Origin of the sequence: Marinobacter sp. F4216, from assembly GCF_019931195.1 — a bacterium.
GTDB lineage: Bacteria > Pseudomonadota > Gammaproteobacteria > Pseudomonadales > Oleiphilaceae > Marinobacter > Marinobacter suaedae.
Genome location: NZ_JAIOUO010000007.1, coordinates 126,696 through 152,317, shown reverse-complemented (window position 1 = coordinate 152,317; position 25,622 = coordinate 126,696). Strand labels below are relative to the sequence as shown.

Here is a 25,622-nt window from a genome sequence, read left to right as displayed (position 1 = left end):
GCCCTGGGTGATCAGCCTGAGCAGCGCCCTGATAGAGTTTTTCCCACTCATCAGGGCAATCCTCAGGTCCACCGCGATTTGCTGCCTACCACTTAGTTAGCCAGTTCCAGCAGCAGACGGTTCAGGCGAGTAACGTAGGCACCCGGATCTTTCAGCTGCTCGCCGCTCGCCAGTGTGGCCTGATCCAGCAGTACGGCTGCCAGTTCACCGAAGCGCTCGTCGCCCTTTTCACTTTCCAGGCGCTGAACCAGCGGATGCTCTACGTTGATTTCGAAGATCGGTTTGCTGTCCGGCACCTTCTGGCCAGCCGCTTCCATGATCTTCTTCATCTGGGCACCCATGTCGAACTCGCCAACCACCAGACAAGCCGGTGAATCGGTCAGACGATTGGTCGCACGAACGTCCTGGACCTGATCTTCCAGCACCTTCTTGATGCGCTCCAGCAGATCCTTGTGCTCTTCAGCCGCAGCTTCCTTCTGTTTCTTGTCCTCTTCGGTTTCCACCTCACCGAGGTCAAGATCGCCACGGGCAACGTCCTGGAACTGCTTGCCGTCGTATTCGCTCAGGTAGCCCATCATCCACTCGTCGATTCGATCGGACAGGATCAGGACCTCAATGCCCTTCTTGCGGAAGACTTCCAGATGCGGGCTGCTCTTGGCGGCCGTAAAGTTGTCAGCAGTGATGTAGAAGATCTTCTTCTGGCCATCTTTCATGCGGCCAATGTAGTCGTCCAGAGACACGCTCTGGGTTGCTTCACCGGTGTGGGTGGATGCAAAGCGCAGCAGGCCAGCGATTTTCTCGCGGTTGCTGAAATCTTCCGCCGGGCCTTCTTTGATAACGGTGCCAAACTCGCCCCAGAACTTCTGGTATTCCTCAGGATCCTTCTTGGCCAGCTTGGACAACATATCCAGCACACGCTTGGTCAGCGCGGTGCGGATGCTCTCCACGGTGCTGTCGTTCTGCAGGATTTCACGGGAGACGTTCAGGGACAGGTCGTTGGAATCCACCACACCCTTGGCAAAGCGCAGGTACAGCGGCAAAAACTGCTCGGCGTCGTCCATGATGAACACGCGCTGAACATACAGCTTCAAGCCACGGGGCGCCTCACGGTTGTACAGATCAAACGGTGCACGGGCCGGGATGTACAGCAGGCTGGTGTAGTCCAGCTTGCCCTCAACCTTGTTGTGGGACCAGGTAAGCGGGTCCTCGAAGTCGTGAGCAATGTGCTTGTAGAACTCTTTGTACTCTTCGTCCTTGATCTCGGTACGCGGCAGTGTCCACAGAGCGGTCGCGTCGTTGACGGTTTCGTCTTCGTCCTTCCTGTCTTCTTCCTCGGATTCGGACTTCATCACCACCGGGAAGGAGATGTGGTCGGAGTACTTTTTCACAAGGCCGCGCAGGCGGTAGCCATCGGCAAACTCGTTTGCCTCACTCTTCAGGTGCAGAACGATTTCGGTACCGCGCTGCTCACGGTTAACCTGCTCGATGGTGAACTCGCCATCGCCCGCAGATTCCCAATGGACACCTTCGCTGGCGTCTGCACCGGCGCGCCGAGTGAACACCTCTACCCGATCCGCGACGATGAACGCGGAGTAGAAGCCCACACCAAACTGACCGATCAGCTTGCTGTCTTTCTTTTCGTCGCCGGAAAGCTGCTTGAGAAACTCCGCTGTACCGGATTTGGCGATGGTACCCAGGTTCTGAACCACGTCTTCTCGACTCATGCCAATACCGTTGTCCGCAATGGTTACGGTGTTGGCGTCTTTGTCATAGGAGAGACGGATTTTCAGTTCGGAATCGCCTTCGTACAGGCTGTCATCCTTGAGCGCTGCAAAACGCAGCTTGTCTTCGGCGTCGGACGCGTTGGAAATCAACTCCCGAAGGAAGATTTCCTTGTTGGAATACAGGGAGTGAATCATCAGGTGAAGCAGTTGCTTCACTTCCGTCTGAAAACCAAGCGTCTCTTTTTTGGACTCAACCGTCATGGCGTCTTTATCTCCTGACTTAATGCACAGTTCAGAAAAAGCGGTTACAGGAAGGCTGCTTGAAGGGAGCCACCGCGGGGGCACAAAGCGCCTTGCGACAGGATTTCCAGACAATTCGCAGCAACCTTTCCGTACCCGCTTCAGTACGGATTCATTACCTTGCTGCAAAAAGTGGGGTCATGCCGGCGCATTTCAAGCCCCTGCAAGAAGGGGATTTGATAGAGATTCAACCTTCAATGAGGAAATGAGCCCGGGCGGTGGCTATCGGTTGGGAACGGGATTTCTGCCAGGCGGTAATCATCACGTTGGCGACCCGATTGCCCTGGCGGGTCAGTCTACATTCGGCGTAGGTTTCACGGTCCAGCCCGGCGCGCAGGTAATCCAGAGAAAAATCCACGATTCGGGGCATCCGGGGCGTTTCCTGGGACATCATCAGATAAAAGGCTGCCGACAATTCCATGAAGCCACCAATCACACCACCATGAATGGCCGGCAAGATGGGGTTGCCCAGGTTCTGCTGCTTCCTGGGCAGACGGAAAATCAGGTCATCCCCGAAGCGATCACATTCCAGGCCGATGAACCGGGCGTAGGGAATGCTGCTCAGCATGCGTGAGAAATCGCCAGTATCCCGGGTGTACTGCAGAAGTTCCGCGTCGGTCATACTTCACCTCCGGTAATCAGGTCCCGGTAACCCTTGGGAGTGGCTTCCTTACCGATGCGCATAAAGGTACCGACGCAGTTGGCAATCGTTTCACCACCTTCCTGATAGGCCTGACAACGGGTGAAGATGATGTTGCGGGTCACTTTGTAGGTTTCAGCCCGGGCATAGACCGGCTTTCGCGGTTCAGCCGGGCGCATGTAATCCACCCGAAGATCCAGAGTTGGGCAAAGCTCAAATTCGTCCAGCGCACAAATGATGACGGAGCCGGAGGCGGTATCCATCAGGGTAGTAATAGCACCACCGTGGATGACGCCGGTTTCCGGGTTGCCGATGATACGGTCACTATAAGGAAGGCAAAGCACCAGCTCCCCTTCCTTTGCGTCTTCCACACTCAGCCCCAGTTCACGGGCCTGATTCAGTGTTTCAATAAACCGGGTTACCCGGTCTCTGCGAGTATCATCGTTCATTCAGGGCCAGCCTGTTGGTACTTGAAGTTTGGAATTACTGATTCGAGTCTGTTGCCGCGGGCGATGGTTCTTCGAACACCTTTCCGGACCGCAATGCCGTCAATGCATCCGAACAGAATTCCCGCCGATACAGCACCACAACCACCAGGGTTGAGGACGCCATAAACACCACCGGGTGAATAAACCAGCCAACCACCGCCAGCGCGTAGTAATAGGAACGCAATCCCAGGTTGAAGGCATCACCGGCGAGGTTACAGATGTTACCGGCGCTGCGGGCAAACGCTTCACGGGCCGCGGGGCTGGTTTTGGTATCGTCCGGAGGCGGCGCACTGCCCACCATCACCGACACGAAATTGTACATCCGCATAGACCAGGTGAACTTGAAGAAGGCGTAGATGAATACCACCAGCAGGATGACCATCCGCAGCTCCCAGACCTCCCGGGTTGGCAGTGTGCCGAACGGCAAGGTGCTGAATACCTCCATCACCTCCTGGGTATAACCCAGCGCGGTAATGATACCGGCCAGGATCAGCAAGCAGCTGGAGGCGAAAAAGGCACCGTTCCGTTCCAGATTTCCCACCACCGAGGCGTCCGCGATTCGGTTCTCACGGCGCAGCATCACCCGCATCCAGTCCTCGCGATACAGGTCCAGGGTGTTGGACAGGCACGGACGATCACCGGCCCGGCGCTTGGAATACTGGGTATAGCCCACCCAGCAGGTCAGAAACCAGAGCAATGCTATGAGTTCAAGGACAATGCCCATGATGGCCCCACGAATAATTGAGCGGAACGAAAGTGCGCAAGAACAGTCAGTTATGATACGCGAAGGGGAATATTGTCACCACATTCTATGGCCTGACACACAGTCGTCCCTGCCCCTTCCTGTGGTATAACATCATGGCACACCACGAAAGGGACAACGTACCCGCTGACGGATCAAAGGGGAGTTTTACGTGATTCACTCCATGTTTTTTCGCTGCCTTGGCCTCGCCATTCTCGCACTGACACTGACTGGCTGTGCCAAAAATCCGGTTACCGGCGAAAGCCAGCTATCTCTGATCGCCGAAGACCAGGAACTGGCGATGGGCGCGGAGCAATACACACCCACGCAGCAGACCCAGGGCGGCCAGTTCTATCTGGATCCGGAACTAACCCTTTATGTTCGCGACGTTGGCCAAAAACTCGCCCGCGTCAGCGATCGACCGGATCTGCCCTATGAGTTTGTTGTGTTGAACAGCAGTGTACCCAACGCCTGGGCCCTGCCCGGCGGGAAAATCGCCATCAACCGGGGCCTGCTCGCCAAACTACAGGACGAAGCCCAACTCGCCTCGGTCCTCGGCCACGAAATCGTACATGCAGCGGCACGCCACAGCGTCCAGCGTATGCAGCAAGGAATGCTGATCAGCGCGGGAGTCGCTGGTCTGGGGATTGCCTTGTCGGACAACGAGTGGGCTGGCTTGCTCATGGGTGGCGCCGCGGTCGGAGCGCAGCTGGCCCTGGCCCAGTACAGCCAGGGCGATGAACTGGAATCCGACTATTACGGCATTCTTTACATGCGCCGTGCCGGCTACGATCCAACCGCCGCTGTGGAACTGCAGCAGATTTTCTTTGAGCTGTCCAAGGGACAGAATCCGGACTTTATTCAGGGCCTGTTTGCCACCCACCCGCCATCGGCTGCCCGGGTAAAGGCCAATCAGGTACTGGTGAACAAAGTGGGTGCCGGCGGCTACCGTGGCAAGGATGTGTATGACCGAAAACTGGCGACGCTGAGAAAACTCCAGCCCGCCTACGATGCCCATGACAAGGCTCGTAAACTGGCTTCGGAAGGCAAAACCTACGAAGCCCTGGAGGAAATCACCAAGGCCATCAAACTGGCACCGGACGAAGCCCTGTTTTACTCCCTGCGCGGGCAGATTTATAAACAGCAGAAAAAGCCGGACCAGGCTTCCAAGGATTTCGACAAGGCGGTCTCCCTTTACCCGGAAATGTTCCTGTATCGCCTCTACAACGGCATGAACGCCCTGGAATTGAACAATCTGGACGAGGCCCGTGAAAACCTGACCCAGGCGAACCGGGTGGTTCCGACATCCATCGGATTCTTGCGAATGGGAGACGTTGCTGCCAAACAGGGCAAAAAGGATGAAGCCGCCGGTTACTACCGCAAAGCGGCCGAAGCCGGCGGTGACGTAGGCAATGAAGCCAGGCAGAAACTGGAAAACCTGAGTCGACAAGGATGACCGACCGACAAAAAACCGAGGCCCGAAAGCCTCGGTTTTTTTGTGCCTTGCTCATCAGTTTGCTGAGGTGACTCACATTCACTGTTATGCTCTGCATTGACATTTAGAGCAATAACTCTAAAAATCAGAAAAGACCAACAACCAACGGAAAACGGCAATGCTCACAAAACGGATTCAGCCGATGATCTTCCAGGCTCGCCGACTCTACGTAGAGGTTATGTTCCAGGTGATGGGACGCGCCCTGCAGGCGGTCAGCGAAGTGGATAAAACGGTTAACAAGGAAGCCGCAGCCCTGCCCGACGGGTTTCTGTTCGAAATGATGGTGATGCCCGATGGCGCACGCCTGATCGTCGAACACACCGGGCTTGGGCGCTTCAAATACCACGGGGATTCAGCGCCCCGGCCAGTGGATCTTTCCATCCAGTTCAAGCACATCGCCCATGCGTTTCTGGTGCTCTCCTTCCAGGAAAAAACCTCAGTGGCCTTTGCCAATGACCGGATGCTGGTGGATGGTGATATCAGTTACGCCGTGCGCATGACGCGGGTTCTGAACCGACTCGAGTCGTTCATTTTGCCGAAGCTGATTGCTGAACGTGCTGTGAAGGAATACCCCGCAGACCTCGGCCTGCCCGAAAAACTGATCAGCGCCGCCCGAATCTACCTGAAAGTTGCAACTAACTTCGTCGAGACCGTGAGAGCATCATGACCAACAAATATTACGAATTCTTCTGCCCGGTCAAAGTCATTGCCGGAAAGTCCGCCCTTGAGCACATCCCTTACGAACTGACCGGCCTGGCGGCCAAGCGCCCGATGATTGTCACCGATAAAGGTGTTCGTGCGGCAGGCCTGCTGGACCCGGTGATTGCAGCCTGTGAAGAGAGCGGTCTGGAGATCGTCAGCATTTACGATGACGTTCCACCCGATTCATCCACGTCTGTGGTCCGCGATATCGCCGGCGTTTACCGTCAGGAAAAGTGCGATTCCATCATTGCCGTCGGGGGTGGTTCCGCCATTGATACCGGCAAGGCCGTCAATATTCTGGTCTCCGAAGGTGGAAACGACCTCTCCAAATACACTGGTGCAGGCGTTCTGAAGCATCCGCTCAAGCCCTTCTTTGTGGTGCCCACCACCGCTGGAACCGGCTCGGAAGTCACCGCTGTGGCAGTCATCACGGACGAATCCAAGGGCGTGAAGCTGCCCTTCTCTTCCTCGTTCCTGCTGCCCAACGCCGCGATCATCGATCCGCGCATGACCTTGACGCTGCCAGCGCACATTACCGCTGCAACCGCCATGGACGCCATGACCCACGCCACCGAGGCGTTCACCTGCATGGCCAAGAACCCGCTAAGTGACGCCTACGCGACCGCTGCGATCAAGAAGATCAGCCAGTCCCTGCTGCAGGTAATGGACAATCCGAAAGACGCCGAGGGCCGCCTTGAACTGGCTCAGGCATCGACCATGGCTGGTATTGCGTTCTCCAACTCCATGGTTGGCCTGGTGCACGCCCTTGGCCACGCCACGGGCGCGATCTGCCACCTGCCCCACGGCCTGTGCATGAGCCTGTACCTGCCTTACGTGTTGGAGTTCAATCTGGAAGATATTCGCGAGCCACTGGGCGAGTTGTTGCTGTACCTGGAAGGCCCGGAAGTCTACGCCAACACCCCGGCCAGCCGCCGTGCAGAAGCCAGCATCTCAGCGATTCGCAAGTTGCGCGACCAGCTTTACCGCCATTGCAAACTGCCACGCACACTCAAAGAGACTGGCAAAGTTGATGAGGCCCAGCTGGACCAGATTGCCGAAATGGCACTGGATGACGGCTCCATTATGTTCAATCCGAAAGAAGTCACCCTGGACGATGCCAAAGCGGTCCTCCGACGCGCCTGGGCATAATCACCAACGGGTCCGCTTTACGGAGTAGCCCGCTGAAAAGAAAAACCAGCGACTAAAATCGCTGGTTTTTTTGTCTTACTGAACAATTTCTTTCCCGCAAACATTACTGCCTTTAACAACTATTGCCCAAAACCAGTCCTTGGCAATTCGTCCATGCGGTCCCGATCTTTAACCCTCTGGCGTGTACCAGATGGGCGATGAGTAAGCCCGGTCAATCACTTCCATCGCGGTTCCTTCAGGCATTTCCACATCAAAAAACTTGGCGTCGTAGGCGGTCCATCGGGGCGTGGGGATTTCAAGAACCCGAATGTAGTAAACAGCCCGCTGATCAGGATCAAAGTCAGGATCCATCCAGTGGCCAGCCAGGAAGGCATCGCCAATATTGTTGGTGTAGGTCGCCTCGGCCACGTTGACGGTGTTGCCCACATCGCCATCACAACGATCGTCACTCACCTCTCGACCGTCTGCACAGGCGACATCCCAGATTTTCTCCATGGTCTCGCCATCCGTGCCTATCCAGCCTTTGACCATCTGAATCCGATCCAGATTGGCGCCGTCCGGATCACGCAATGCCCGAACCAGGAAGGTGGGCGCTTTAGCACCGTCTGGGGCGGTTCTCAGGTCACTGCCCATGGGAACGCCTCTGGAGTATCCCTGAGTGGCAAAGTCCGCCAGTTGAGCCTCCTCTGGTTCGAAGTCCCATCCTGCAAACATACGCAGGCGAATCCGCGACCCGGTCGTTGCAAAAACTTCCTTACGCAGCATGGCGTCAAAAATGGCTTCTCGGGTGTTTTCTGTCGCCCAGACGCCCATCAAACCAGCTGCAGACAAATCCGTCGCATAGATATTGAGCTCTGGATTTTCTGCCTCGATCAACACATCTTCAAAACGATGCTTCGAAGGCTCCACAATGTGGGCCTTACCGAACCAGTTGTCCTCACGGGTGGTTGGCAGTGCGGTATGGTTGTCGGTCGCTCCAATCATGCCAAACTTGAAAGGGTTAACGCCGAGTTCTTCCTCGTAGGCCAGGCCCCGAATCAGCGCCGGGCGTGCATACTCTCGCGGTAGCATGTCAGGTTCCTTCGGTTCCGAACCCGTAATGTTCCCGGCATCAAGAAGCTCCTGACCGGCAAACTCATCGTCGGGCGAAACCAAGGGATGCGCTTCTCCTGTTCCCTTGGCCTGGGTCATCTCGTAGAGGGGCTCCCAGCGCATACGACGCTTGGCGTAGTCCGCATCCAGCTCATCACCGGACAGGGTGACATCGTCGAACATAAATCCATTGGACAGGTTGCCGTTGTGGGGAATCGCGAGCATGGATCCGCCGGTTTCATCCTCATAGGCCTGCATGTATTTCCAGAGCGCTTCCGGGTCGTCGCTATCGTAGGCAGAGAACGGAACCACATTCATGGCACGCTCTTTACCGTCCCGGAAAACCACGACGCGGTGCAAATTGTTGCCTTTGGGCTGCGAAGTCCATTCAAACCCGACAAAGGTGGTGAACACACCGGGTTGGTAGAAGTGATCTGCCCGTGTTGTAGCTGAATCCCACGCAATCCGCTGCATCTTGATGCTATCGATGCCATCGGTCCCCTCTGCAGTCAGGCGCAACCAGTCGATAAACGCGTCATAGCCCTTTCCGGACTTAACCAGCTTATACCACTCCCGACCCTTCTCAGTGTCCTGAACAACGGGCGCATCCTGCCGGATAAACTCGGCGAGGCCAAAATTCTCTGCGTGGTCGGCAAGGACAATAAAATCGAGGGGGCGATTCAGCTTTACCGGGTACCCAAGATGGCTGATAACCTCCTCGCCTCGCGAAAAGCGATAGGCCTCTTCAGGTCCCAGGGTGGCCCCTGCCATTCCGGCATCGGTAGACCAGGAAGAATGAAGATGGGTATCACCGAAATACACGTTCTGGGGAAAGTCCTGCCCCACAAACGGGGAATAGGACTTCTGGATGGCGGTGTTTTCCCCTTCGGGTGGGCGTAAATCCTGTGCCAGTAAAGCCGTTGCGGGCAGGCAGGTTAATGCGATGGCTGAGAACAATCGAAAGCAGGGTGAGCGCTCCATGGCTGCTGTCTCCAATCTGGTATCAGATTAAGACTAGCAGCACCTGAAGAGAGCGCATGATTGAAGCGAAGTTGGCCTGGATTTACACCCCGCCCGAGCGGGGTGCGACCGTTCGGGAGCCAGGCCGAGAACAAATGAAGTCCCGTATTATTCCAGCCGGCGCAGTAACAGCATCGGCGATACATTCAGCACAGGCCCCAGTTGCCAGCGACCAAACAGCGCCAGGACCATCGCACTGACCAGCGGTACTGAAATCACAATTGGCCAATGCCACTGGAAGCTGCCCTCGAACATGCCATATTGCAGTGCCCAGACCGCAGCCTCGGCTGCAGCAACCCCGATTAATCCCGCGAAGCCACCCAGCAGCGCAAATTCCATCATGGTACTGCGTACCAACAGGGACTGACGGCCACCCAGGGTTCGCAACAAGGCGCCTTCGCGCTGTCGATCTTTCAGCGTGGCACTGACCACCGCAGCCATTACCACCAGCGCCGCCGCCAGTATGAGAGCGAGTATGGCCTCAATCGCCCGGGTCACCTGACCGACAATCAGCTGTATACGCTCGATGATGTGGTCAATCTCCAGCACTGAAATCGTTGGGAACCGACGGGAAAACTCGTTCAGCGCCTGCTTACCCTGGTCCGGCAGGTAAAAGCTGGTTATCCAGGTGGCCGGCATATCCGTCAACCCGCCGTTGGGAGGAAACGCCATATAGAAATTGGGTTTCATGCTGTCCCACTGGACGGTACGGATACTGGTCACCGGCTCGGTCACTTTGGCCGAGCCAATAGTAAAGGTCAGCCGATCACCAATCTGAAGTCCGAGCCGTCCGGCGAGCTGGGATTCAACGGATACGCCCTCCGTCTGTCCCTCCTTGAACCAGGCACCCTCGATGATTTCGTTATCCGCTGGCAACGAGGCCATCCAGGTCAGATTCAGCTCCCGATTCAGCGCATTGATGCGCTCGTCCTTACTGACCGCCTCCTTAACCGGTCGGCCATTCAGCTCCGTCAACCGGCCCCGCACCATAGGATAGAGTTGGCTCAGAGGCTGGCCGTTTTCCTGCCAGTATTCGCTTACCTCTTCCACAGAGCCCGGTGATATGTTGATCAGGAAATGGTTCGGGGTATCCTCTGGTAACTGCGCCTGCCAGTCATCCAGCAGCGAGGAGCGAACCAGAACCAGTGTCGCCGCGAGCATCAGCGTCATGGAAAAAACCGCCATCTGGGAGAGGCTCGCACGACGGTGACGATACAAACCTACGAGCGCCAGACGCCATGCGCTGCCGCCGCCTTTCACATGACGAAGCAACGCCATTAACGCCCATCCAACCAGGCCAAGCACCGCCAGCAACAACACCAGGCCACCTAGCAGGGATACCACAAGAACCAGTTCGCCAGCATAGAGCCAGACCAGCCCGAACACCGCGAGAATGGCCACTACAATGTCCGGAATCGCCTCTCGACCACTCTCCCCAGGCTGACTCCGCAATACCCGCATGGCGGGTACTTGCCTAAGCCGCCGAATGGGCGGATACGCAAAAGCAAACAGAGACACCAGCGCAGTCAGTAAGGCAGGCGCTAACGCAGCGGGATCAAGGTAGAAATCCACTGGCCGCTCCAGCACATCACTGAGTATTCGGGTCAGCAACCAGAACAACGGAAGAGCGACCAAAAGCCCACCGACGACACCAGCCAAGCCCCACAAACCGAGACGGCGAAGGTAAAGCCTGCCAATGCCGGCGCCATTGAGCCCGAGAGTCTTTAGCAGTGCGACGGTATCTCTCTGGGACAGCGAATATTGTCGACTGGCGACCGCCACGGCCACCGATGCCAAGAGAACCGCCAGGCTTCCACCCAAGAGAAGGAATCGCTCGGCTCGCTGGAGTGAGCGGGAAAAGGTTTCTCCGTCCCGAACCCCTTCCCATTCGTGACTGGGGTGAAGCTGGGGTTTCAGCCACTCGTGGTACTCGTCCAGAACCGGTTCCTCGCCAGCAAACAGGTAAACATATTCGACCCGGCTACCTTCCTGAATCACACCAGTCGAGGGCACGTCGTCTACGTGCATCATCACCCTGGGCGCCAGCGCCGAAAGCCGAAAACCGCCGTCCGGTTCGCGGATCAGTAGTCCAGACACCGTCAGGCTGCGACTACCCACATCCAGTGAATCGCCAATCTCCAGCTCGAGCAAACGAAGCAGTCGGGGATTGATCCACACTTCACCGGGAGCTGGCCCGCCACTGGCCAGTGTTCGGGTACCGTCTGGTGAGGCCTGGAATTCAATTTCACCCCGCAGCGGGTATTCGTCACTGACGGCTTTGACCGACACAAGCTGGAAGCCCCCGGTGCCAAACACCATCGTGGAGAATTCGATCATGCGTCCTGTTTCCAGGCCGCGGCGGGTTGCCTCATGCATCCATTCCGGGGGGATTTCCCGGCCGTTTTCTGCCTCCAGTTGGCGATCCGCCGCAAGGAAGGAACTGGCGGACGTCACCAACGTGCGCTGAAGCTGGCTGGCAAAGAGGGCAATGGTGGCCACAGTGGCTACGGCAATGATCAGTGCCACCAGAACCACCCGTACATCCCGCTCGCGCCAATCCCGGCGCACGGACATCAGTTTCTCAGCGGCAACCATCAGTCAGCGGCCTCCCGGGCCGATCCCGGCTCTGTCAATTCGCCCGCCTCGATGTGAAATTGACGGCCACAGCGTGCCGCCAACTGTTCATCGTGGGTCACCATGACCAGGGTCGTGCCCTGTTCCCGGTTCAGGGCCATGAGCAGGTCCGAAACAGACTGGCCGGTTCGGTTATCCAGATTGCCCGTCGGTTCGTCGGCAAACAGGACGACTGGATCCGACGCAAAGGCCCGGGCGATGGCCACCCGTTGCTGCTCGCCGCCGGACAGCTGGCGGGGCGTATGGCCCAAGCGCTCCCCCAGGCCAACACGCTCAAGCAACTCCCTGGCGCGGGCTTCGGGTTGTTCGATACCCGCCAGTTCCAACGGGAGCATGACGTTTTCCAGAGCCGTCAGGGCCGGCAGCAACTGGAAAGACTGGAAAACAAACCCGACTCGTCGTGCCCGAAGTTGTGCCCGCGCATCCTCACTCAGATCACTGATGACCGAACCATCGAGTTCGACCTTTCCTTCACTGGGCGTATCGAGGCCCGCCAGTAATCCCAGCAACGTGGTCTTCCCGGAACCGGAGCGGCCAACAATCGCCACCGACTCGCCACGATTGATTTCCAGATTGACCCCCTGCAAGATCGTTAACGTATCGGTTTCAAGGCTGACCCGATGGGTCAGGTGGGACACCTTGAGCATGGGCTGCCTCTGGTCGGAATTGGGATGGGCCATCTGATTCACGAAAACTCCCGGTTTTGAAAACGAATGTATTGAACGCCACACAGAGTAAATAATATTTCTATGAATACGGCACAAGTGACCGCCAGATCAATAGTTTTTCTCCTGTTCATGTGTTTCGTTGCTCCGCTCTCCGCCAGCGCGAACACCATACTCATCCTTGGCGACAGCCTGAGCGCCGCCCACGGTGTGCCCACGGAGCGGGCCTGGGTACAGTTGCTGAAGAAACGGCTGGACGACGATGGCCTGCCCCAGTGGCAGGTGGTGAATGCCAGCATCGGAGGCGAGACAACTGACGGCGGTGCCCGTCGTCTACCCGGGCTGCTGGAGGAGCACGATCCGGACGTGGTGGTCATTGAACTCGGCGGAAATGATGGGCTCCGGGGGTTTCCGCCTAACGTCATCGAGTCGAACCTGGCGGATATGATCAGTCGGGTACAAGCATCAGGGGCTGAAACTGTGCTGGTCGGCATGCAAATTCCGCCAAATTATGGCCAGCGGTACACGCAGATGTTCGCCGACATTTTCCCGAAGCTTTCTGAGCGTTTTGACACCGCACTGGTGCCCTTTTTCCTGGATGGCATCTACGACCAGGAAGGCTTTATGCAGGACGACGGCATCCACCCAACCGCCGAGGCCCAACCCCGCCTACTGGACAATATTTGGCCCGCCCTGCGCCCCAGACTGGACTGAGGTCCGACGGACCTCAGACTTCATTTTTAAGGAAGGATATGGCTCGGCGCTCTGACCAGTAGTAGCCGTCCCGGGCGTGTTCGACGAAACCGACATGCCCTCCCCAGCGGGGATACTCTGCCCTTACATAGCTGCCCAGCACGCTTCGCGCTTCCGGGAAACAATGCCTGGACAGGAACGGATCGTCAGCGGCGTTGACCATCAGCGCCGGCACACGAATGTCCTTGAGACGTGGCAAGGCGGATGCCTGAGCCCAGTAGTCGTCGGCGTCCCGGAAGCCGTGCAAGGGCGCCGTGTAGAGATCATCAAACTGGCGGAAATTCTGAATCTTCTCAAAGCCGGAAATATCGATGATTTCCGGGTATCTTTCGGCCTTTACCTGCATTTTGGTCTGAAGATCCTTCAGGAATCGCCGCATGTAGATCTTCCGGCTTGGCCGGGCGAGTACTTCCGCGCTGCCAGCGAGATCACAGGGCACAGAGTAGGTCACTGCGCCACAGATACGACTATCAACCCGTTCGCCCTTCTGAGCCAGGTACAGCAGCGTCAGATTGCCGCCCATACTGAAGCCAGCCAGAGAGATTTTCCGATAGGACTTGAGAAGGACATGCCCCAGCACTCGCTCCAGATCTTCCGTGGCGCCGCTGTGGTAGAAACGGGGCTGCCGATTCATCACGCCGCCACATGAGCGATAATTCCAGGCCAGCACATCCCAGCCCGCACTCATCAGAGCCCGAGCCAGGCCAAGCACGTAAGGCCGACGGCTATGTCCCTCCAGGCCGTGGGAAATGACAGCGAGGCGGTCGCTGCCCTGCCGGTACCAGTCGAGCTGGAGTTCGTCGTCGTCATCCGTGGCCAACGCTTCCCGGTGGGGCTCGGTCAGGCTTACCGTTCGGAACAACGTAGGCCAGACCGATTGCACGTGACCACTGCGTAGCCAATGAGGTGGTCGATACGCCATGCCATCAAACCAGAAGTTTTCGGGTAAAGGGTGTGGAGCCGATTCCATAGCTGTCATATCAACATCTCCCTGTCGCTTTTTTCCTGCCACTACAAGCGCCTGAACAGCAAAAGAAGTACAATTTTTAACCTGCCAATTCAGGGGGTTGACCCGGCCTCTTAAAGCCCTTAATATGCGCGCCACTTCGACGATGTTCCCCGATAGCTCAGTTGGTAGAGCAACGGACTGTTAATCCGTTTGTCGCTGGTTCGAGCCCAGCTCGGGGAGCCACTTATTCCTAAATGCCGCTCTTCCATACGGAACAGCGGCATTTTTCGTTCAGGCCCTACAGAACCTGTTCCCGCTGCATGAATTCGGTCAGCACCCGATAAAGAGTATAGCCATCTTCTGAGCCGACAAGCTCACGAATGGAGTGCATGCCGAACTGGGGAACACCAATATCGAGGGTGGTTACTCCCAGAGTACCCGCCGTCAGGGGACCAATCGTGCTCCCACAGGCCATGTCACTACGCACCACAAAGCTCTGATGGGGCAACCCCAACTCATCACTGATGTGGCGGTAGACGCCTGCAGAACGACTATTGGTGGCATAGCGCTGGTTGTGATTGATCTTGATAACCGGTCCCTGGTTCAGGATCGGGCCATGGTTCTGATCGTGCTTGTCCAGGTAGTTCGGATGGATGCCATGGGCATTGTCCGCGGAGATCATCATCGAATGAGCAACCGCCCTCGCCTTCGCAGCTCCGCACCAGCGGTCCAGCACCGCTGACAGAAACGGCCCCTGAGCACCCTCGGCGGAGACACTGCCCACCTCCTCGTGATCATTGCACACCAGCAGCGCGGCCTCGTCCCCGGAGGTATTCAGCAGCGATTGCAGGCCGATGTAGCAGCTCAACAGGTTGTCCATACGGGCGGAGGCAATGAACTCATCCCGAAGACCCACAAAGGCGGCGTCTGCCGTGTCGTAAAAGCTCAGCTCATACCCCAATACCTTACTGACGCTCAGGCCGGATTCATCGGCAATTTGCTGCTTGAGCAGGTCCACAAAACTGACCTTATCACCTTCAGCCACCTGCATAACCACGGGCGGCAGCTCCGTCTGCGGATTCACCGTTTTGCTGATGTTCGCCTCTCGATCCAGATGGATGGCCAGGCTTGGAATAAACGCAACGGGCTTTTTGAAATCGATCAGGGTGTCACGAACCTTGCCGCTGTCATCCAGCACAGTTACCCTGCCGGCAAGCGAGAGATCGCGGTCAAACCAGGGGTTCAGCAGAACGCCACCATAGACTTCAACACCGAGCTGGAAATACCCTTTGCTGCGCAAATCCGGATTGGGCTTCACTTTCAGGCACGGACTGTCGGTGTGGGCGCCGACCATACGGATGCCGGATGTGGTGACATCCTTCGACCCGGTCCGGAACGCAACGATGGAGGTGCCATTGCGGGTCACGAAATACCCCTGACCACTGTCCAGCGACCATTCCTCCCGCTCGTCCAGCTCCCTGAAGCCAGCCTCCATGAGCTTCTTCTTCATGGTTTCCACGGCATGCCACGGCGTCGGTGAGGCATTCAGAAACGACAGAAGTTCTTTGTTAAATTCAGCGTGTTCCATGATGTTCCTGATTGATTGATAATGACGGACACAGTATCGCATGAAGCCGTTTCGCCTTAATACCGGTTCAACGGACATCCACTACCCTTAGCGGTATTAAGCCTCAGGAGCCAACTGTGTCCACACCCAGATTTCTCGATATCGAATACTGCCAAACCGACGATGCCCTGTTTCCTACGGCAATTGCCTGGTCCCTGGGCGATGGGCGCATGAAGACCGTCATCATCGCGCCCGACGACGATTGGCTGCCCGCCGATGGCGATCTTGGGGATGTCGACCTGAACTACCTGGAAGAACAGGGTGTCCCGCTGCTGGAATTGGTTCGCGAACTCCACCAGGACCTTCCTGACCAGACGGTTTACGTCGACGGTTTTGATCCGGACGAAATCCTCATCGATAAGCTGTTCAGTGCCGTAGGCCAGGAACCACCGTTTGAAATTGCCCCGATTGCTGAACTCATTACCGGACTGGACATCGACACGCTGGAAGACCAGCGCCGGCAGCTGATGATCGATGAAGGGCTTGAACCTCAGCTGCCGGAAAACGGGGTATATGCCCTGCTGCTACTGGCGCGTGAAGAAGGCCTTCTGGACGGATAACCCCAACCAAACCCGCCTGGCACAGGGAAGTGTGACACGGGTCGACGTAACAGTTGGTTACACAAGGCAAAATCGGGCCCGTATCCGCTGAAGTCAGGAAGCCCGACAACAATGAACAAGGTCCTGCGAACATCCCTGCTCGCTGCATTGATCACACCCACATTGACTGCCGCTCCGCTTGCATCCGCACAGGAAAAATTCCGTGAGGATCTGTACTACGTGGGTGTTTTGGGATCACTGTTCAATTATCGGTCCGTACTGGAGCGAGTCCCTTTAGAGGGGGGCGGGCGCACGCAGCAATACAACGATGGCTGGGGCAGCGGCGTGACGCTGGTCGCTGGGGACCATATCAGCGAACTGTTCCATGTAGAGCTTCGACTGGGCGGCGGCTTCAAGGAAGCCGACATAGGTAATACCGGAGCATCCCTGAACGTTGATTTCTTCGCCAGCTGGTATATTGGCCTTCACTACCACCTTGGCGAAGGCGCCAATATCTACGGGCAATTTGGCTTTTCGTACATTGGCGGTGACGCCGATTTGCCCAACGAAGAAGCCCGGTACGCTTTCCCACAACTCCAGGAGGAATTCCCCGAAAGTGCCTTCAGCAAGAGCTGGATTGCCGGCCTCGATTACGAAGTTTTGGACAACGTTTACTTTGTACTGGAAGGCGGCAACCTGTTCGAGGACACCCTCACCGAAGTCAACACCTTCCAGTTCAACAGCGGCGTTCGCTACGAATTCTGAGCTCAGCCCTTGTGACGAATATGCCAGCACCGATGGATTTTCTGGTTTCGCTGGAAATCCCGATCGATGGTACTGGCACTTACCTCCTGGACTTCAAACTCGCTCTCAATCGACTCATCCAGCTTAAAGCGCCGGAAATTGTTCGAGAAGATCAGCAGCCCGTCCGCAGAAAGCCGCGCCATCGCCTGCCGCACCATGGCCCCGTGGTCCTTCTGAATATCCAGCACACCCTCCATGCGTGCAGAGTTTGAGAAAGTGGGCGGATCCATGAAGATCAGATCGAAGATCTCCCCCTGAGCCGGTTTCGCCGCAAGCCAGGCCATACAATCAGCAGGCTCAACCCTATGCTTCCTAGTGTCCGCGCCATTCAGGGCCAGATTATCCCGCGCCCAGTTCACATAGGTTTTGGACATATCCAGACTCAGTGACCGGCTGGCCCCACCAACCACTGCGTGGACGGTAGCCGCGCCGGTATAGCAAAACAGATTGAGAAACCGTTTGCCATGGGCATGCTGCTGGATCCAGTGCCGAACGGGTCGGTGATCCAGGAAAAGCCCCGTATCCAGATAATCCTTCAGGTTTACCTTGAATCGACAGCCGTGCTCATGAACCTCGAAATATTCATCACTGGCCGCCTGTTTTTCATACTGCTGGGTACCGGCTTGACGCTGGCGCTGCTTCAGGACCACGAGCTCCGGATCAGCGTCGAGAACCTCGGGAATAACCGCCATCGCTTCAGCCAGACGCTCCCGAGCCGAGCGCTCATCGATGGATTTGGGAGCGGCGTATTCCTGAACGTGCACATGCCCCTCATAGAGATCAATAGCCAGCGCGTATTCCGGCATATCGGCATCGTACAGACGGTAACAGCCGATACCCTGTTTGCGCGCCCATTGCCCGATCGCTTTCAGATTCTTCCTGAGCCGGTTACGAAACATCGAGGCCCGCTCTTCGTTGGCAATTCTTGGTGTCAGCTTGCCGGGTTCATGTGGTTCCCGCGGTGTCACCTCACTGGCCTCATCCACCGAGAACAGCAGAAGCTGCGCAGGCAGCTTGCCGTTGAACAGCTTGTACTGCTTGTAACTGCGCAGACCAATAGAACGGCCAAACTCCGGGGCGCCAGTAAAGACCCCCAGCCGCCAGCCCTGGGCCACACGCTTCACGGCATCGCCCAGTGACCGGTACAACGCCCCCAACTCACGGCGTTCGCTCAAACGCTCCCCATACGGCGGGTTAGCCAGAACGAGTCCTGTCTCAGACCAGTCACCATCCAGAGAAAGGGACTCGACAGCCCGACATTCAACATGAACGATGCCTTCGAGGCCGGCTCGCTGGATGTTTTTCCAGGCGGTGGAAATCACCCGGCTATCCATATCGAACCCCGCAATGCGGGGTATCCGCCCTTGTTTACCCTCATGGGCTCGGCGCTCGGCTTCCTGCCTCAACTCCAGCCAGATCTCGGGCTGATGGCCAGGCCAACGCTCGAAGCCAAACCGGTCGCGCTTCCGGCCGGGCGCCATGTCCAACGCCATCATTGCTGCCTCTATAGCGAGCGTTCCAGAACCACACATGGGATCAACGAAATCGCCGCCCTGCCCGACAATATCAGGCCATCCCGAACGCAGCAGCAGCGCTGCCGCCAGGTTCTCCTTCAAAGGCGCCAATCCCTTGTCAGTCCGATAGCCCCGCATGTGAAGGCTCTGGCCACTCAGGTCAATACCAAGGGCCAATCGCCCCCGGTTTAACCGGGCAGAAACGGTCACATCCGGCGTTTTGGGGCTGACTTCGGGCCGCTTGATGCCCGCAGCCCGGAAGGCATCCACGATGCCGTCTTTGACTCGCTGGGCGCCGAACTGGGTGTTGCGAATCGCGCTGTTCTGACCGAGAAAGGTCACCTTGAAGCTGCCATTAACCGGGATGTGCTGGCTCCAGTCGACCCCAAGGACACCCTCGTACAGCTGGTCTCCACTGCCAGCGGAAATTTCCTGAACATGCAGGATGACCCGGTTCGCGAGCCGGGACCACAGGCATGCCCTGTAGCCGGACGCCAGCGAGCCCTCGGCCCACACTCCGGCAGGTGCATTACGGGTGGGGGTCATACCAAAAGTACGGAGTTCGTCCTCCAGAAGGTATTCAACACCCTTCGGGCAGGTTACGAAAAAGACACACGTGGACAAGGCTGGCTCCCGGTCAGAAGAGGGTTCTCGTAAGTTTCTGGAATAAAGACTTTTTTGCTTAGAAGGCTGAAAAGTTTATTGCATGAAACTATAAGAATTACGTCACATAGATTAAATAATTAGTGTACATCGGCACGACGTTGGACTTACCTTTTAGGTGACGCGTCGTTCAGGAGGAAGGTATTTTCCTCCGTTAACAGGATCCTGACTGCTCTGGCTTGTAATGACAATAAGGACTTATCCCGCAACGGGTAGCCATTGTCGCAGCCACTGCAGATGTGTACACGCTTGTTCTGTTAATCCATTAGTGAGGAACGGCATGAAAAGACAGAAAAGAGATATGTACGCACGTGCATACAAGCGGGGTTATCTCGCTGGCGTGTCAGGTAAGCCGAAAGACAGCTGCCCAAATGAACAAGCCGAAGTTCGCCAGGAATGGCTGAACGGCTGGCGAGAAGGTCGCACCGATAATTGGGAGGGTATGACCGGCGTTTCCGGCATTCACAAACTCTCCAACGTCACGTCGGCATGACGCACAGACTCTAAGCCCCGGATCTTAATCTGGTTTTTCAGTACACAAGACAAGCTAAGGCAAACGACAATCTAGTGAAGTTCTACGAATAACCGAAACGGGGCCTCCCGCCCCGTACCATGCGACGAAGCGCAACGGGGTTTATTCCCCGCACGGGCCCGCTAAGCGGGCCCATTCTATTTCTGCGCAAGCACGCCCGGATCACCTCAGGACCGGCTACCCACCACCTGCTCCTTCCGGATCGCCTCAACCGCCTCACGAATCAGTTCTGGTCCGCGGTATATAAAGCCTGTATAGATCTGAACCAGCTTCGCTCCTGCCCTGATTTTCTCCGCGGCGCTCTCGCCATCGGTAATGCCGCCAACCCCGATGATGGGCAGGCTCTCTCCAAGTTCGGCGTGCAGCGCTTGTATCACCCTCACCGACGCCTCGCGGACTGGAGCACCGCTGAGCCCGCCCGCCTCTCCGGCAAAGGGATGGCCAGTCACAGCATCCCGGGAAATGGTCGTGTTGGTGGCAATCACACCGTCCAAACCGGAGTCCCTGAGGGCGTGGGCGACAAAACGAATACCTTCATCGTCCATATCCGGAGCGATCTTCACCGCCACCGGCACGTAACGTTCGTGCTTCTTTTCCTGCACTCCCTGCTCGTCCTTGATGGCGTCCAGCAGATTCTTTAACGAATCGCCGAACTGGAGGTCACGCAAGCCCGGCGTGTTCGGCGAAGACACATTGACGGTGATGTAGTCGGCCCGATCATAAACCGCTGCCATCCCCTTTCGGTAATCCGATTCGGATTGGTCGTTGGGGGTATCCTTGTTCTTCCCCACATTGATACCGAGGATGCCGGCGTAGCGTCGCTGGTCGACCTGCTCTACCAGATGTTCCAGACCATCATTATTGAAACCCATGCGATTGATAATGGCCTGATGCTCTGGCAACCGGAACATTCTTGGCTTCGGGTTTCCCGGCTGGGCCAGCGGAGTGACTGTGCCTACTTCGATGAAGCCAAAGCCGAGTGCCCCCAGAGCATCCAGGTGATCTGCATTTTTATCCAGACCGGCAGCCAGCCCGACAGGATTGGGGAAATCCAGCCCCATGACGCGCACGGGCAGTGGCTCAACCTTCGCGGAAAACGGGCCGAGCAATCCCAGGCGATATAACGCATCCAGGCCGCCAAGTGCGAGATTATGAGCCTGCTCTGGAGGCAGACGAAACAGCAGGCTGCGAATCAGTCCGTACATCGAAGAAACTCCTTGCAAAATGGTGGGCGGAGTATACCGAAACTTTTCCACAGCATCGCACGGAAAAGGCGAAACGCATCTAACTTGTTATACCACGGGGGTCTCAGATGCTTTTCCACGAAATCTGTGGATAACTCTGTTGAAAAACTTGTAGCAACCTCGCCCATCCCTTGATAACTGCGCCAATCTACAAATTGATCATTTTTTGACCAGTTATTTTTATCTTTAATTTCAATGGGTTATAATTTTTTTGGCAGACCATTGCCGTTAGATGAACAAAATGTTAGCCAGGCATCTTTTGGTCATATTGTGCATAAATGGTGCAGCGCCACCCTGGTTTTTGGTACAGATGCCCAAGTTTCAGCAATAAGGTTATACTGAAATTCCCGCCCCGGTTCGGAGCATTTTAAATGAACGATTTGCCTCAAGCAGATTCTGCTCGGCGAGATAACTATTCCGCCGAGGCCAGGGCTGCTTCCAAGGTCACAATCATCGGCATGATTCTTGACGCTGTGCTGGGCGTCATCAAAGTCATCGCAGGTGCCGTTTTTCACTCCCAGGCGCTGCTTGTCGACGGCATACACTCCTTTAGTGATGTTGCCTCCGACCTCGTTGTGCTGGGTGTCATGCGGGTTTCCCGACAGGAACCCGACGAGGACCACCCTTATGGTCACCAGCGAATAGAAACTCTGGGGACTCTCGTACTCGGCAGCATTCTGATCGCCGTGGGTGCAGCCCTGGCCTGGGAAAACATCCTTCGCTTGTGGCAAGGCCAGGCCGATATAATTCCCGGTTGGCCAGTACTTGCTGCGGCAGGACTCTCTGTGGTCGGAAAAGAGTGGATCTACCACTACACCCGGCGAGTGGGTATCCAGATTCGTTCAGACCTGATCATCGCTAATGCCTGGCACAGCCGGACCGATGCGTTTTCCTCCGTCATCGTTGTGGTCTCAACGCTGGGAGCAATGTTCGGTCTTGCCTGGCTGGATGTTGTAGCGGCTGTCGTTATCGCCGTCATCATTATTCACATTGGCTGGAAATTTACCTGGGACAGCGTAAAGGAACTGGTTGATACCAGCATTTCCCCGGAAGACACCGAAATGCTGAAGTCCATCGCCCGCAATACCGACGGGGTGCGCAACATCCACGAATTGCGCAGCCGCAAAATGGGTCAGGATATCCTGCTTGACGTCCATCTGGTGGTGCGACCGGATATCAGCGTATCGGAAGGCCATCAGATCGGCGTTCAGGTCGCCAGTGGCATGAGAGAGGCCCTGGAGAACATTCGGGACATCAACTTCCACATTGATGCCGAAAATGATGAAGAGCTATCCCCCACGTCGGAAGAACTTCCATCACGTGGGGATATCCAACGCACGCTGGAAAAACACATCAGCGATTATCCGACCAAGACTCGCCTTCGGCTTCACTATCTCAAGAACAAGGTTCATCTGGAGCTCTTCCTGGATTCCGATGCGGACACCCTGAATGAGGCAGAAGTTCACAAAGCAATGACGGGCTATCCCTGGTTCGGGAGTGTGCGGGTATGGGTCAAAAACTCCTGATCACCTCTATTTTTCCCTCTTTTGTTCCATTCGCTGGAGGAACTCCTGCATTACCAGCGTATAAAGCTCCCCACCAAGGAACCGATCTTCGATCCCGGCATCAATGCTGGGATTATCATTTACCTCAATCACCGCCACCCGCTTTCCTGACTGTTTGATGTCCACTCCGTACAAGCCGTTACCGATGAGTCTGGTGGCCTTGAGCGCAGCCTGAATTACCTTTCTCGGAACCTCATAAGTAGGCAGGGTTTGAAAGTCGCCACTCTCGCTGCTTGATTCGCCGTGCTGGTAAATCTGCCAGTGCCCTTTCACCATCATGTACTTGCAGGCATAAATCGCTCGTCCGCCCAGCACCCCGATGCGCCAGTCATAGTCGGTATAGAGGTACTCCTGAGCCAACACCAGAGCCGACTGTTTGAAAAGCGCTTTCAGGCCGGCTCTCAGCGAAGCTTCGTCTTCGGCCTTGGTAACGCCTCTCGAAAACGCACCATCCGGAATCTTGATGACCACCGGAAAGCCAATCTCCTCGATCACCTGCTCCACCGCCCGCTTCTGATCCTTTGAGAGAATCAGTGTCTTAGGTGTCGGCACCTTGTTGGTTTTCAGCAAATCCGCCAGAAAAACCTTATTCGTGCACCTTAAAATGGAAACTGGATCGTCGATCACCACCAGGCCCTCCGCTTCGGCCTTTCGGGCAAAACGATAAGTGTGGTGATCAATTGCCGTGGTCTCGCGAATGAACAGACCATCGTATTCAGGCAGGCGGAGAAAATCCTTGCGGGTAATCTGTTCCACATTTATACCGAGTTTTCGGCCCGCGCGTTCAAAGCGCCTCAACGCCTCCTGATCACTAGGAGGCATTTCTTCCTCCGGATTGACCAGCACGGCCAGATCAAAGCGATACCGCTGCCGGCTTCTGGGTTTACGCCAGACCATACTGCTGAACCGGTCCAGTGCGGTGGCGAACAGATCCTGCTCTTTCTCGGTCAGGTCCGCGGGCGAGGCCGGTTTCATGGAATCAATCTGCCACCCCTTTCTGTAACGGAACACCACCTCCAGAATCGGACAAGGAAATCGCTCGAACACCAGCCGGGCCACAGGCTTCAATGCCGGCTGGTCTACCTGACCGAAGAAGGTGCGAATGCGCAGTTCGCGGGTAGCCTGCCGTTCATCGGACGCCGGGTCTATTGTACAGCCGGCACGATCCAGCCAGTTGACCACGCTCTCATCGAGCTCATCCAATTGCAGGGAAAACAACCCCTTTCGACTGAGATCGTTCAGTGTCATGACCGACGGCACCACGTTGTGCCCGCGGGCTTCTGCCAGCAAAGAGCAGTAATACCCGCGACTCAGGTACTTTGCGCTCTGGCACAGGTTGATGACACGAACCCTGCGGGACGCGGGCTCGGACAATTCAAGATACTGATCAAAGGTAAGCACATCCTCGCTGGGGTAGTAAGGAGCCCAGTCTTTGGATTGGTCAACCACAATAAGTAAGCGGGACATGCAAGAGTCTCCTCCGTGAAGACACCAACGTTATTTTGCGAAACGATATTCCACACTGAGAACAACCACAACCAACTGATAATCAGTGCTTTTACGCATAACACAATGCCTTGTCTGAAAACGGATTTCACCGATAATGAGCTCAATGGAGCCCCTCAAACTGGCCTCTTACCCTACTGATTGAGCCCCGATGCCATGTCAGAACTGATGCTTCGCCCTGCCGCACTTGCCGACCTTGATTCTCTGGTTCAGCTAGAGCAACTGTGCTTTCAGGAAGACCGATTATCCCGGCGCAGTTTTCGCCGGTTTCTGGAACAGCCGCAGGACCGGCTGATCGTTGCCTTACAAGGGACGGAGCTTTTGGGCTACGGCCTGGTGTTGATGCATGCGGCCACCCGACTTGCACGCATCTATTCGATTGCTGTATCGCCCCGAGCCAGGGGTCAGGGTGCAGGCGAAGAACTGATTCGCCGAGCCGAGCAGGAAGCGGTTCGCGCAGGCCGGATCATCATGCGTTTAGAAGTGCGGGAGGATAATGTTCATGCCATCAGGTTGTACAAGCGGCTGGGATACCGGCAGTTTGGAACCTACCGGGACTATTACGAAGACCACGGCAACGCCCTGCGTTTTGAGCGCAGGATCCTGTTCTACGCGCCAGCGCCCGATGTACCAAAGGTGCCCTATTACCCCCAGACCACCGAATTTTCCTGCGGGCCGGCAGCATTGATGATGGCGATGGCAACCCTCGACGAGCACCAGCCTCTGACAACCCTCGAAGAGCTTAGGATTTGGCGTGAGGCCACGACCATATTCATGCTGTCAGGCCATGGCGGATGCGGACCCCATGGTCTGGCACTTGCTGCCTGGCACCGGGGCTTCCATGCAAGAGCATGGATCAGCAAGGAAGGGCCGCTGTTCAAGCACACGGTCAGGAGCATAGAAAAGAAGAAGGTTCTGGAACTGGTCCACGAGGGCTTTCTGCACGACATTGGACAGACAAACATTGAGCTTCATCACGACCCACTCACCCTGACGGGTATGGAGGCTGCCCTGCAGGAAGGCTGCATTCCCATCATCCTCATCAGCACGTGGCAACTGAACCGGAGTCGAATTCCTCATTGGGTGACGGTTTGCGCCATGGATAAGCAGTTCATCTATCTGCACGATCCGGAAATCGACACCGAAAACGGAGAAACGGTAGCCGACAAACAATACCTGCCCATCGACCGCCGGGTATTCGAGAAAATGTCACGCTACGGGAGCCAGCACCCATTGCAGGCAGCGGTGATCGTCGGCCCGAAACGGGCCGACTGA

General features: G+C 56.4%; 21 protein-coding genes and 1 tRNA gene. 10 read left to right on the top strand and 12 right to left on the bottom strand.

Annotation, left to right across the window (positions count from 1 at the left end; all coding sequences use genetic code 11):
• Positions 1 to 92: 92 nt before the first annotated feature.
• From htpG to K8I84_RS14500, 4 genes are all read right to left on the bottom strand, one after another.
• A complete protein-coding gene (gene htpG / locus K8I84_RS14515) occupies positions 93 to 1,985 on the bottom strand; it encodes a molecular chaperone HtpG (RefSeq protein WP_223795496.1) in 1,893 nt (630 codons plus the stop codon).
• Between the two features lie 226 nt (positions 1,986 to 2,211).
• Entirely contained in the window at positions 2,212 to 2,646 is a 435-nt protein-coding gene (locus K8I84_RS14510; RefSeq protein ID WP_223795495.1) for a PaaI family thioesterase, read from the bottom strand.
• A complete protein-coding gene (locus K8I84_RS14505; RefSeq protein WP_223795494.1) occupies positions 2,643 to 3,113 on the bottom strand; it encodes a PaaI family thioesterase in 471 nt (156 codons plus the stop codon). Before K8I84_RS14505 ends, K8I84_RS14510 begins: the two co-directional genes overlap by 4 nt.
• Before the next feature lie 34 nt (positions 3,114 to 3,147).
• On the bottom strand, positions 3,148 to 3,876 hold the full coding sequence (locus K8I84_RS14500) for a DUF599 domain-containing protein (RefSeq protein WP_223795493.1): 729 nt from the start codon (positions 3,874 to 3,876) through the stop codon (positions 3,148 to 3,150).
• Between the two features lie 202 nt (positions 3,877 to 4,078).
• Between K8I84_RS14500 and K8I84_RS14495 the strand changes: the two genes are divergently transcribed.
• From K8I84_RS14495 to K8I84_RS14485, 3 genes are all read left to right on the top strand, one after another.
• Complete coding sequence (locus tag K8I84_RS14495) at positions 4,079 to 5,350, top strand: M48 family metalloprotease (protein WP_223795598.1); 1,272 nt, start codon at positions 4,079 to 4,081, stop codon at positions 5,348 to 5,350.
• 157 nt (positions 5,351 to 5,507) lie between these two features.
• Positions 5,508 to 6,056, top strand: a complete 549-nt coding sequence (locus K8I84_RS14490) for a hypothetical protein (protein ID WP_223795492.1) — start codon at positions 5,508 to 5,510, stop codon at positions 6,054 to 6,056.
• Complete coding sequence (locus K8I84_RS14485) at positions 6,053 to 7,240, top strand: iron-containing alcohol dehydrogenase (protein WP_223795491.1); 1,188 nt, start codon at positions 6,053 to 6,055, stop codon at positions 7,238 to 7,240. Before K8I84_RS14490 ends, K8I84_RS14485 begins: the two co-directional genes overlap by 4 nt.
• A gap of 168 nt (positions 7,241 to 7,408) precedes the next feature.
• Here the strand turns inward: K8I84_RS14485 and K8I84_RS14480 are convergent, their stop codons facing one another.
• From K8I84_RS14480 to K8I84_RS14470, 3 genes are all read right to left on the bottom strand, one after another.
• Complete coding sequence (locus K8I84_RS14480) at positions 7,409 to 9,313, bottom strand: DUF3604 domain-containing protein (protein WP_223795490.1); 1,905 nt, start codon at positions 9,311 to 9,313, stop codon at positions 7,409 to 7,411.
• Between the two features lie 147 nt (positions 9,314 to 9,460).
• On the bottom strand, positions 9,461 to 11,947 hold the full coding sequence (locus tag K8I84_RS14475; protein WP_223795489.1) for an ABC transporter permease: 2,487 nt from the start codon (positions 11,945 to 11,947) through the stop codon (positions 9,461 to 9,463).
• A complete protein-coding gene (locus K8I84_RS14470; protein WP_223795597.1) occupies positions 11,947 to 12,666 on the bottom strand; it encodes an ABC transporter ATP-binding protein in 720 nt (239 codons plus the stop codon). The genes K8I84_RS14475 and K8I84_RS14470 overlap by 1 nt, the downstream gene beginning before the upstream one ends.
• Before the next feature lie 69 nt (positions 12,667 to 12,735).
• Between K8I84_RS14470 and K8I84_RS14465 the strand changes: the two genes are divergently transcribed.
• A complete protein-coding gene (locus K8I84_RS14465) occupies positions 12,736 to 13,365 on the top strand; it encodes an arylesterase (protein ID WP_411722686.1) in 630 nt (209 codons plus the stop codon).
• 13 nt (positions 13,366 to 13,378) lie between these two features.
• Here K8I84_RS14465 and K8I84_RS14460 read toward each other — a convergent pair whose 3' ends face one another.
• Entirely contained in the window at positions 13,379 to 14,383 is a 1,005-nt protein-coding gene (locus K8I84_RS14460; RefSeq protein WP_317848219.1) for a YheT family hydrolase, read from the bottom strand.
• A 137-nt stretch (positions 14,384 to 14,520) separates the two neighbouring features.
• On the opposite strand from K8I84_RS14460, the gene K8I84_RS14455 reads away from it, so the two are divergent.
• Positions 14,521 to 14,596 (top strand) — tRNA-Asn (locus K8I84_RS14455).
• Positions 14,597 to 14,651: 55 nt separating this feature from the next.
• Here the strand turns inward: K8I84_RS14455 and K8I84_RS14450 are convergent.
• Positions 14,652 to 15,941 carry a M18 family aminopeptidase gene (locus K8I84_RS14450; protein WP_223795488.1) on the bottom strand — a complete coding sequence of 430 codons (1,290 nt, stop codon included), beginning with the start codon at positions 15,939 to 15,941 and terminating at the stop codon, positions 14,652 to 14,654.
• Positions 15,942 to 16,057: 116 nt separating this feature from the next.
• Between K8I84_RS14450 and K8I84_RS14445 the strand changes: the two genes are divergently transcribed.
• The gene (locus K8I84_RS14445; protein ID WP_223795487.1) at positions 16,058 to 16,540 is read left to right on the top strand and encodes a hypothetical protein; all 483 of its coding nucleotides are present in this window, start codon (positions 16,058 to 16,060) and stop codon (positions 16,538 to 16,540) included.
• Between the two features lie 111 nt (positions 16,541 to 16,651).
• Entirely contained in the window at positions 16,652 to 17,284 is a 633-nt protein-coding gene (locus K8I84_RS14440) for an outer membrane beta-barrel protein (RefSeq protein WP_223795486.1), read from the top strand.
• Between the two features lie 2 nt (positions 17,285 to 17,286).
• Here the strand turns inward: K8I84_RS14440 and rlmKL are convergent, their stop codons facing one another.
• The gene (rlmKL, locus tag K8I84_RS14435) at positions 17,287 to 19,461 is read right to left on the bottom strand and encodes a bifunctional 23S rRNA (guanine(2069)-N(7))-methyltransferase RlmK/23S rRNA (guanine(2445)-N(2))-methyltransferase RlmL (RefSeq protein WP_223795485.1); all 2,175 of its coding nucleotides are present in this window, start codon (positions 19,459 to 19,461) and stop codon (positions 17,287 to 17,289) included.
• A 319-nt stretch (positions 19,462 to 19,780) separates the two neighbouring features.
• Between rlmKL and rmf the strand changes: the two genes are divergently transcribed.
• Complete coding sequence (rmf, locus tag K8I84_RS14430) at positions 19,781 to 19,993, top strand: ribosome modulation factor (RefSeq protein WP_223795484.1); 213 nt, start codon at positions 19,781 to 19,783, stop codon at positions 19,991 to 19,993.
• Positions 19,994 to 20,199: 206 nt separating this feature from the next.
• Here the strand turns inward: rmf and K8I84_RS14425 are convergent, their stop codons facing one another.
• Positions 20,200 to 21,237, bottom strand: coding sequence for a quinone-dependent dihydroorotate dehydrogenase (locus K8I84_RS14425; RefSeq protein ID WP_223795483.1), 1,038 nt, complete (start codon positions 21,235 to 21,237; stop codon positions 20,200 to 20,202).
• A gap of 410 nt (positions 21,238 to 21,647) precedes the next feature.
• Here K8I84_RS14425 and K8I84_RS14420 point away from each other — a divergent pair, with 410 nt between their 5' ends.
• Positions 21,648 to 22,802 (top strand): cation diffusion facilitator family transporter, encoded by a 1,155-nt coding sequence (locus tag K8I84_RS14420; protein WP_223795482.1) that lies wholly within the window; start codon positions 21,648 to 21,650, stop codon positions 22,800 to 22,802.
• Between the two features lie 6 nt (positions 22,803 to 22,808).
• On the opposite strand, the gene K8I84_RS14415 is transcribed toward K8I84_RS14420, so the two are convergent.
• Entirely contained in the window at positions 22,809 to 24,308 is a 1,500-nt protein-coding gene (locus tag K8I84_RS14415; protein WP_223795481.1) for a RimK family protein, read from the bottom strand.
• Positions 24,309 to 24,503: 195 nt separating this feature from the next.
• Between K8I84_RS14415 and rimI the strand changes: the two genes are divergently transcribed.
• Positions 24,504 to 25,622, top strand: coding sequence for a ribosomal protein S18-alanine N-acetyltransferase (rimI, locus tag K8I84_RS14410; protein WP_223795480.1), 1,119 nt, complete (start codon positions 24,504 to 24,506; stop codon positions 25,620 to 25,622).

Excerpts from the sequence above, each read along its gene's own strand:
- htpG (WP_223795496.1), bottom strand. The coding sequence starts at position 1,985 with ATGACGGTTGAGTCCAAAAAAGAGACGCTTGGTTTTCAGACGGAAGTG.
- K8I84_RS14510 (WP_223795495.1), bottom strand. The coding sequence starts at position 2,646 with ATGACCGACGCGGAACTTCTGCAGTACACCCGGGATACTGGCGATTTC.
- K8I84_RS14505 (WP_223795494.1), bottom strand. The coding sequence starts at position 3,113 with ATGAACGATGATACTCGCAGAGACCGGGTAACCCGGTTTATTGAAACA.
- K8I84_RS14500 (WP_223795493.1), bottom strand. The coding sequence starts at position 3,876 with ATGGGCATTGTCCTTGAACTCATAGCATTGCTCTGGTTTCTGACCTGC.
- K8I84_RS14495 (WP_223795598.1), top strand. The coding sequence starts at position 4,079 with ATGTTTTTTCGCTGCCTTGGCCTCGCCATTCTCGCACTGACACTGACT.
- K8I84_RS14490 (WP_223795492.1), top strand. The coding sequence starts at position 5,508 with ATGCTCACAAAACGGATTCAGCCGATGATCTTCCAGGCTCGCCGACTC.
- K8I84_RS14485 (WP_223795491.1), top strand. The coding sequence starts at position 6,053 with ATGACCAACAAATATTACGAATTCTTCTGCCCGGTCAAAGTCATTGCC.
- K8I84_RS14480 (WP_223795490.1), bottom strand. The coding sequence starts at position 9,313 with ATGGAGCGCTCACCCTGCTTTCGATTGTTCTCAGCCATCGCATTAACC.
- K8I84_RS14475 (WP_223795489.1), bottom strand. The coding sequence starts at position 11,947 with ATGGTTGCCGCTGAGAAACTGATGTCCGTGCGCCGGGATTGGCGCGAG.
- K8I84_RS14470 (WP_223795597.1), bottom strand. The coding sequence starts at position 12,666 with ATGGCCCATCCCAATTCCGACCAGAGGCAGCCCATGCTCAAGGTGTCC.
- K8I84_RS14465 (WP_411722686.1), top strand. The coding sequence starts at position 12,736 with ATGAATACGGCACAAGTGACCGCCAGATCAATAGTTTTTCTCCTGTTC.
- K8I84_RS14460 (WP_317848219.1), bottom strand. The coding sequence starts at position 14,383 with ATGACAGCTATGGAATCGGCTCCACACCCTTTACCCGAAAACTTCTGG.
- K8I84_RS14450 (WP_223795488.1), bottom strand. The coding sequence starts at position 15,941 with ATGGAACACGCTGAATTTAACAAAGAACTTCTGTCGTTTCTGAATGCC.
- K8I84_RS14440 (WP_223795486.1), top strand. The coding sequence starts at position 16,652 with ATGAACAAGGTCCTGCGAACATCCCTGCTCGCTGCATTGATCACACCC.
- rmf (WP_223795484.1), top strand. The coding sequence starts at position 19,781 with ATGAAAAGACAGAAAAGAGATATGTACGCACGTGCATACAAGCGGGGT.
- K8I84_RS14425 (WP_223795483.1), bottom strand. The coding sequence starts at position 21,237 with ATGTACGGACTGATTCGCAGCCTGCTGTTTCGTCTGCCTCCAGAGCAG.
- K8I84_RS14420 (WP_223795482.1), top strand. The coding sequence starts at position 21,648 with ATGAACGATTTGCCTCAAGCAGATTCTGCTCGGCGAGATAACTATTCC.
- K8I84_RS14415 (WP_223795481.1), bottom strand. The coding sequence starts at position 24,308 with ATGTCCCGCTTACTTATTGTGGTTGACCAATCCAAAGACTGGGCTCCT.
- rimI (WP_223795480.1), top strand. The coding sequence starts at position 24,504 with ATGTCAGAACTGATGCTTCGCCCTGCCGCACTTGCCGACCTTGATTCT.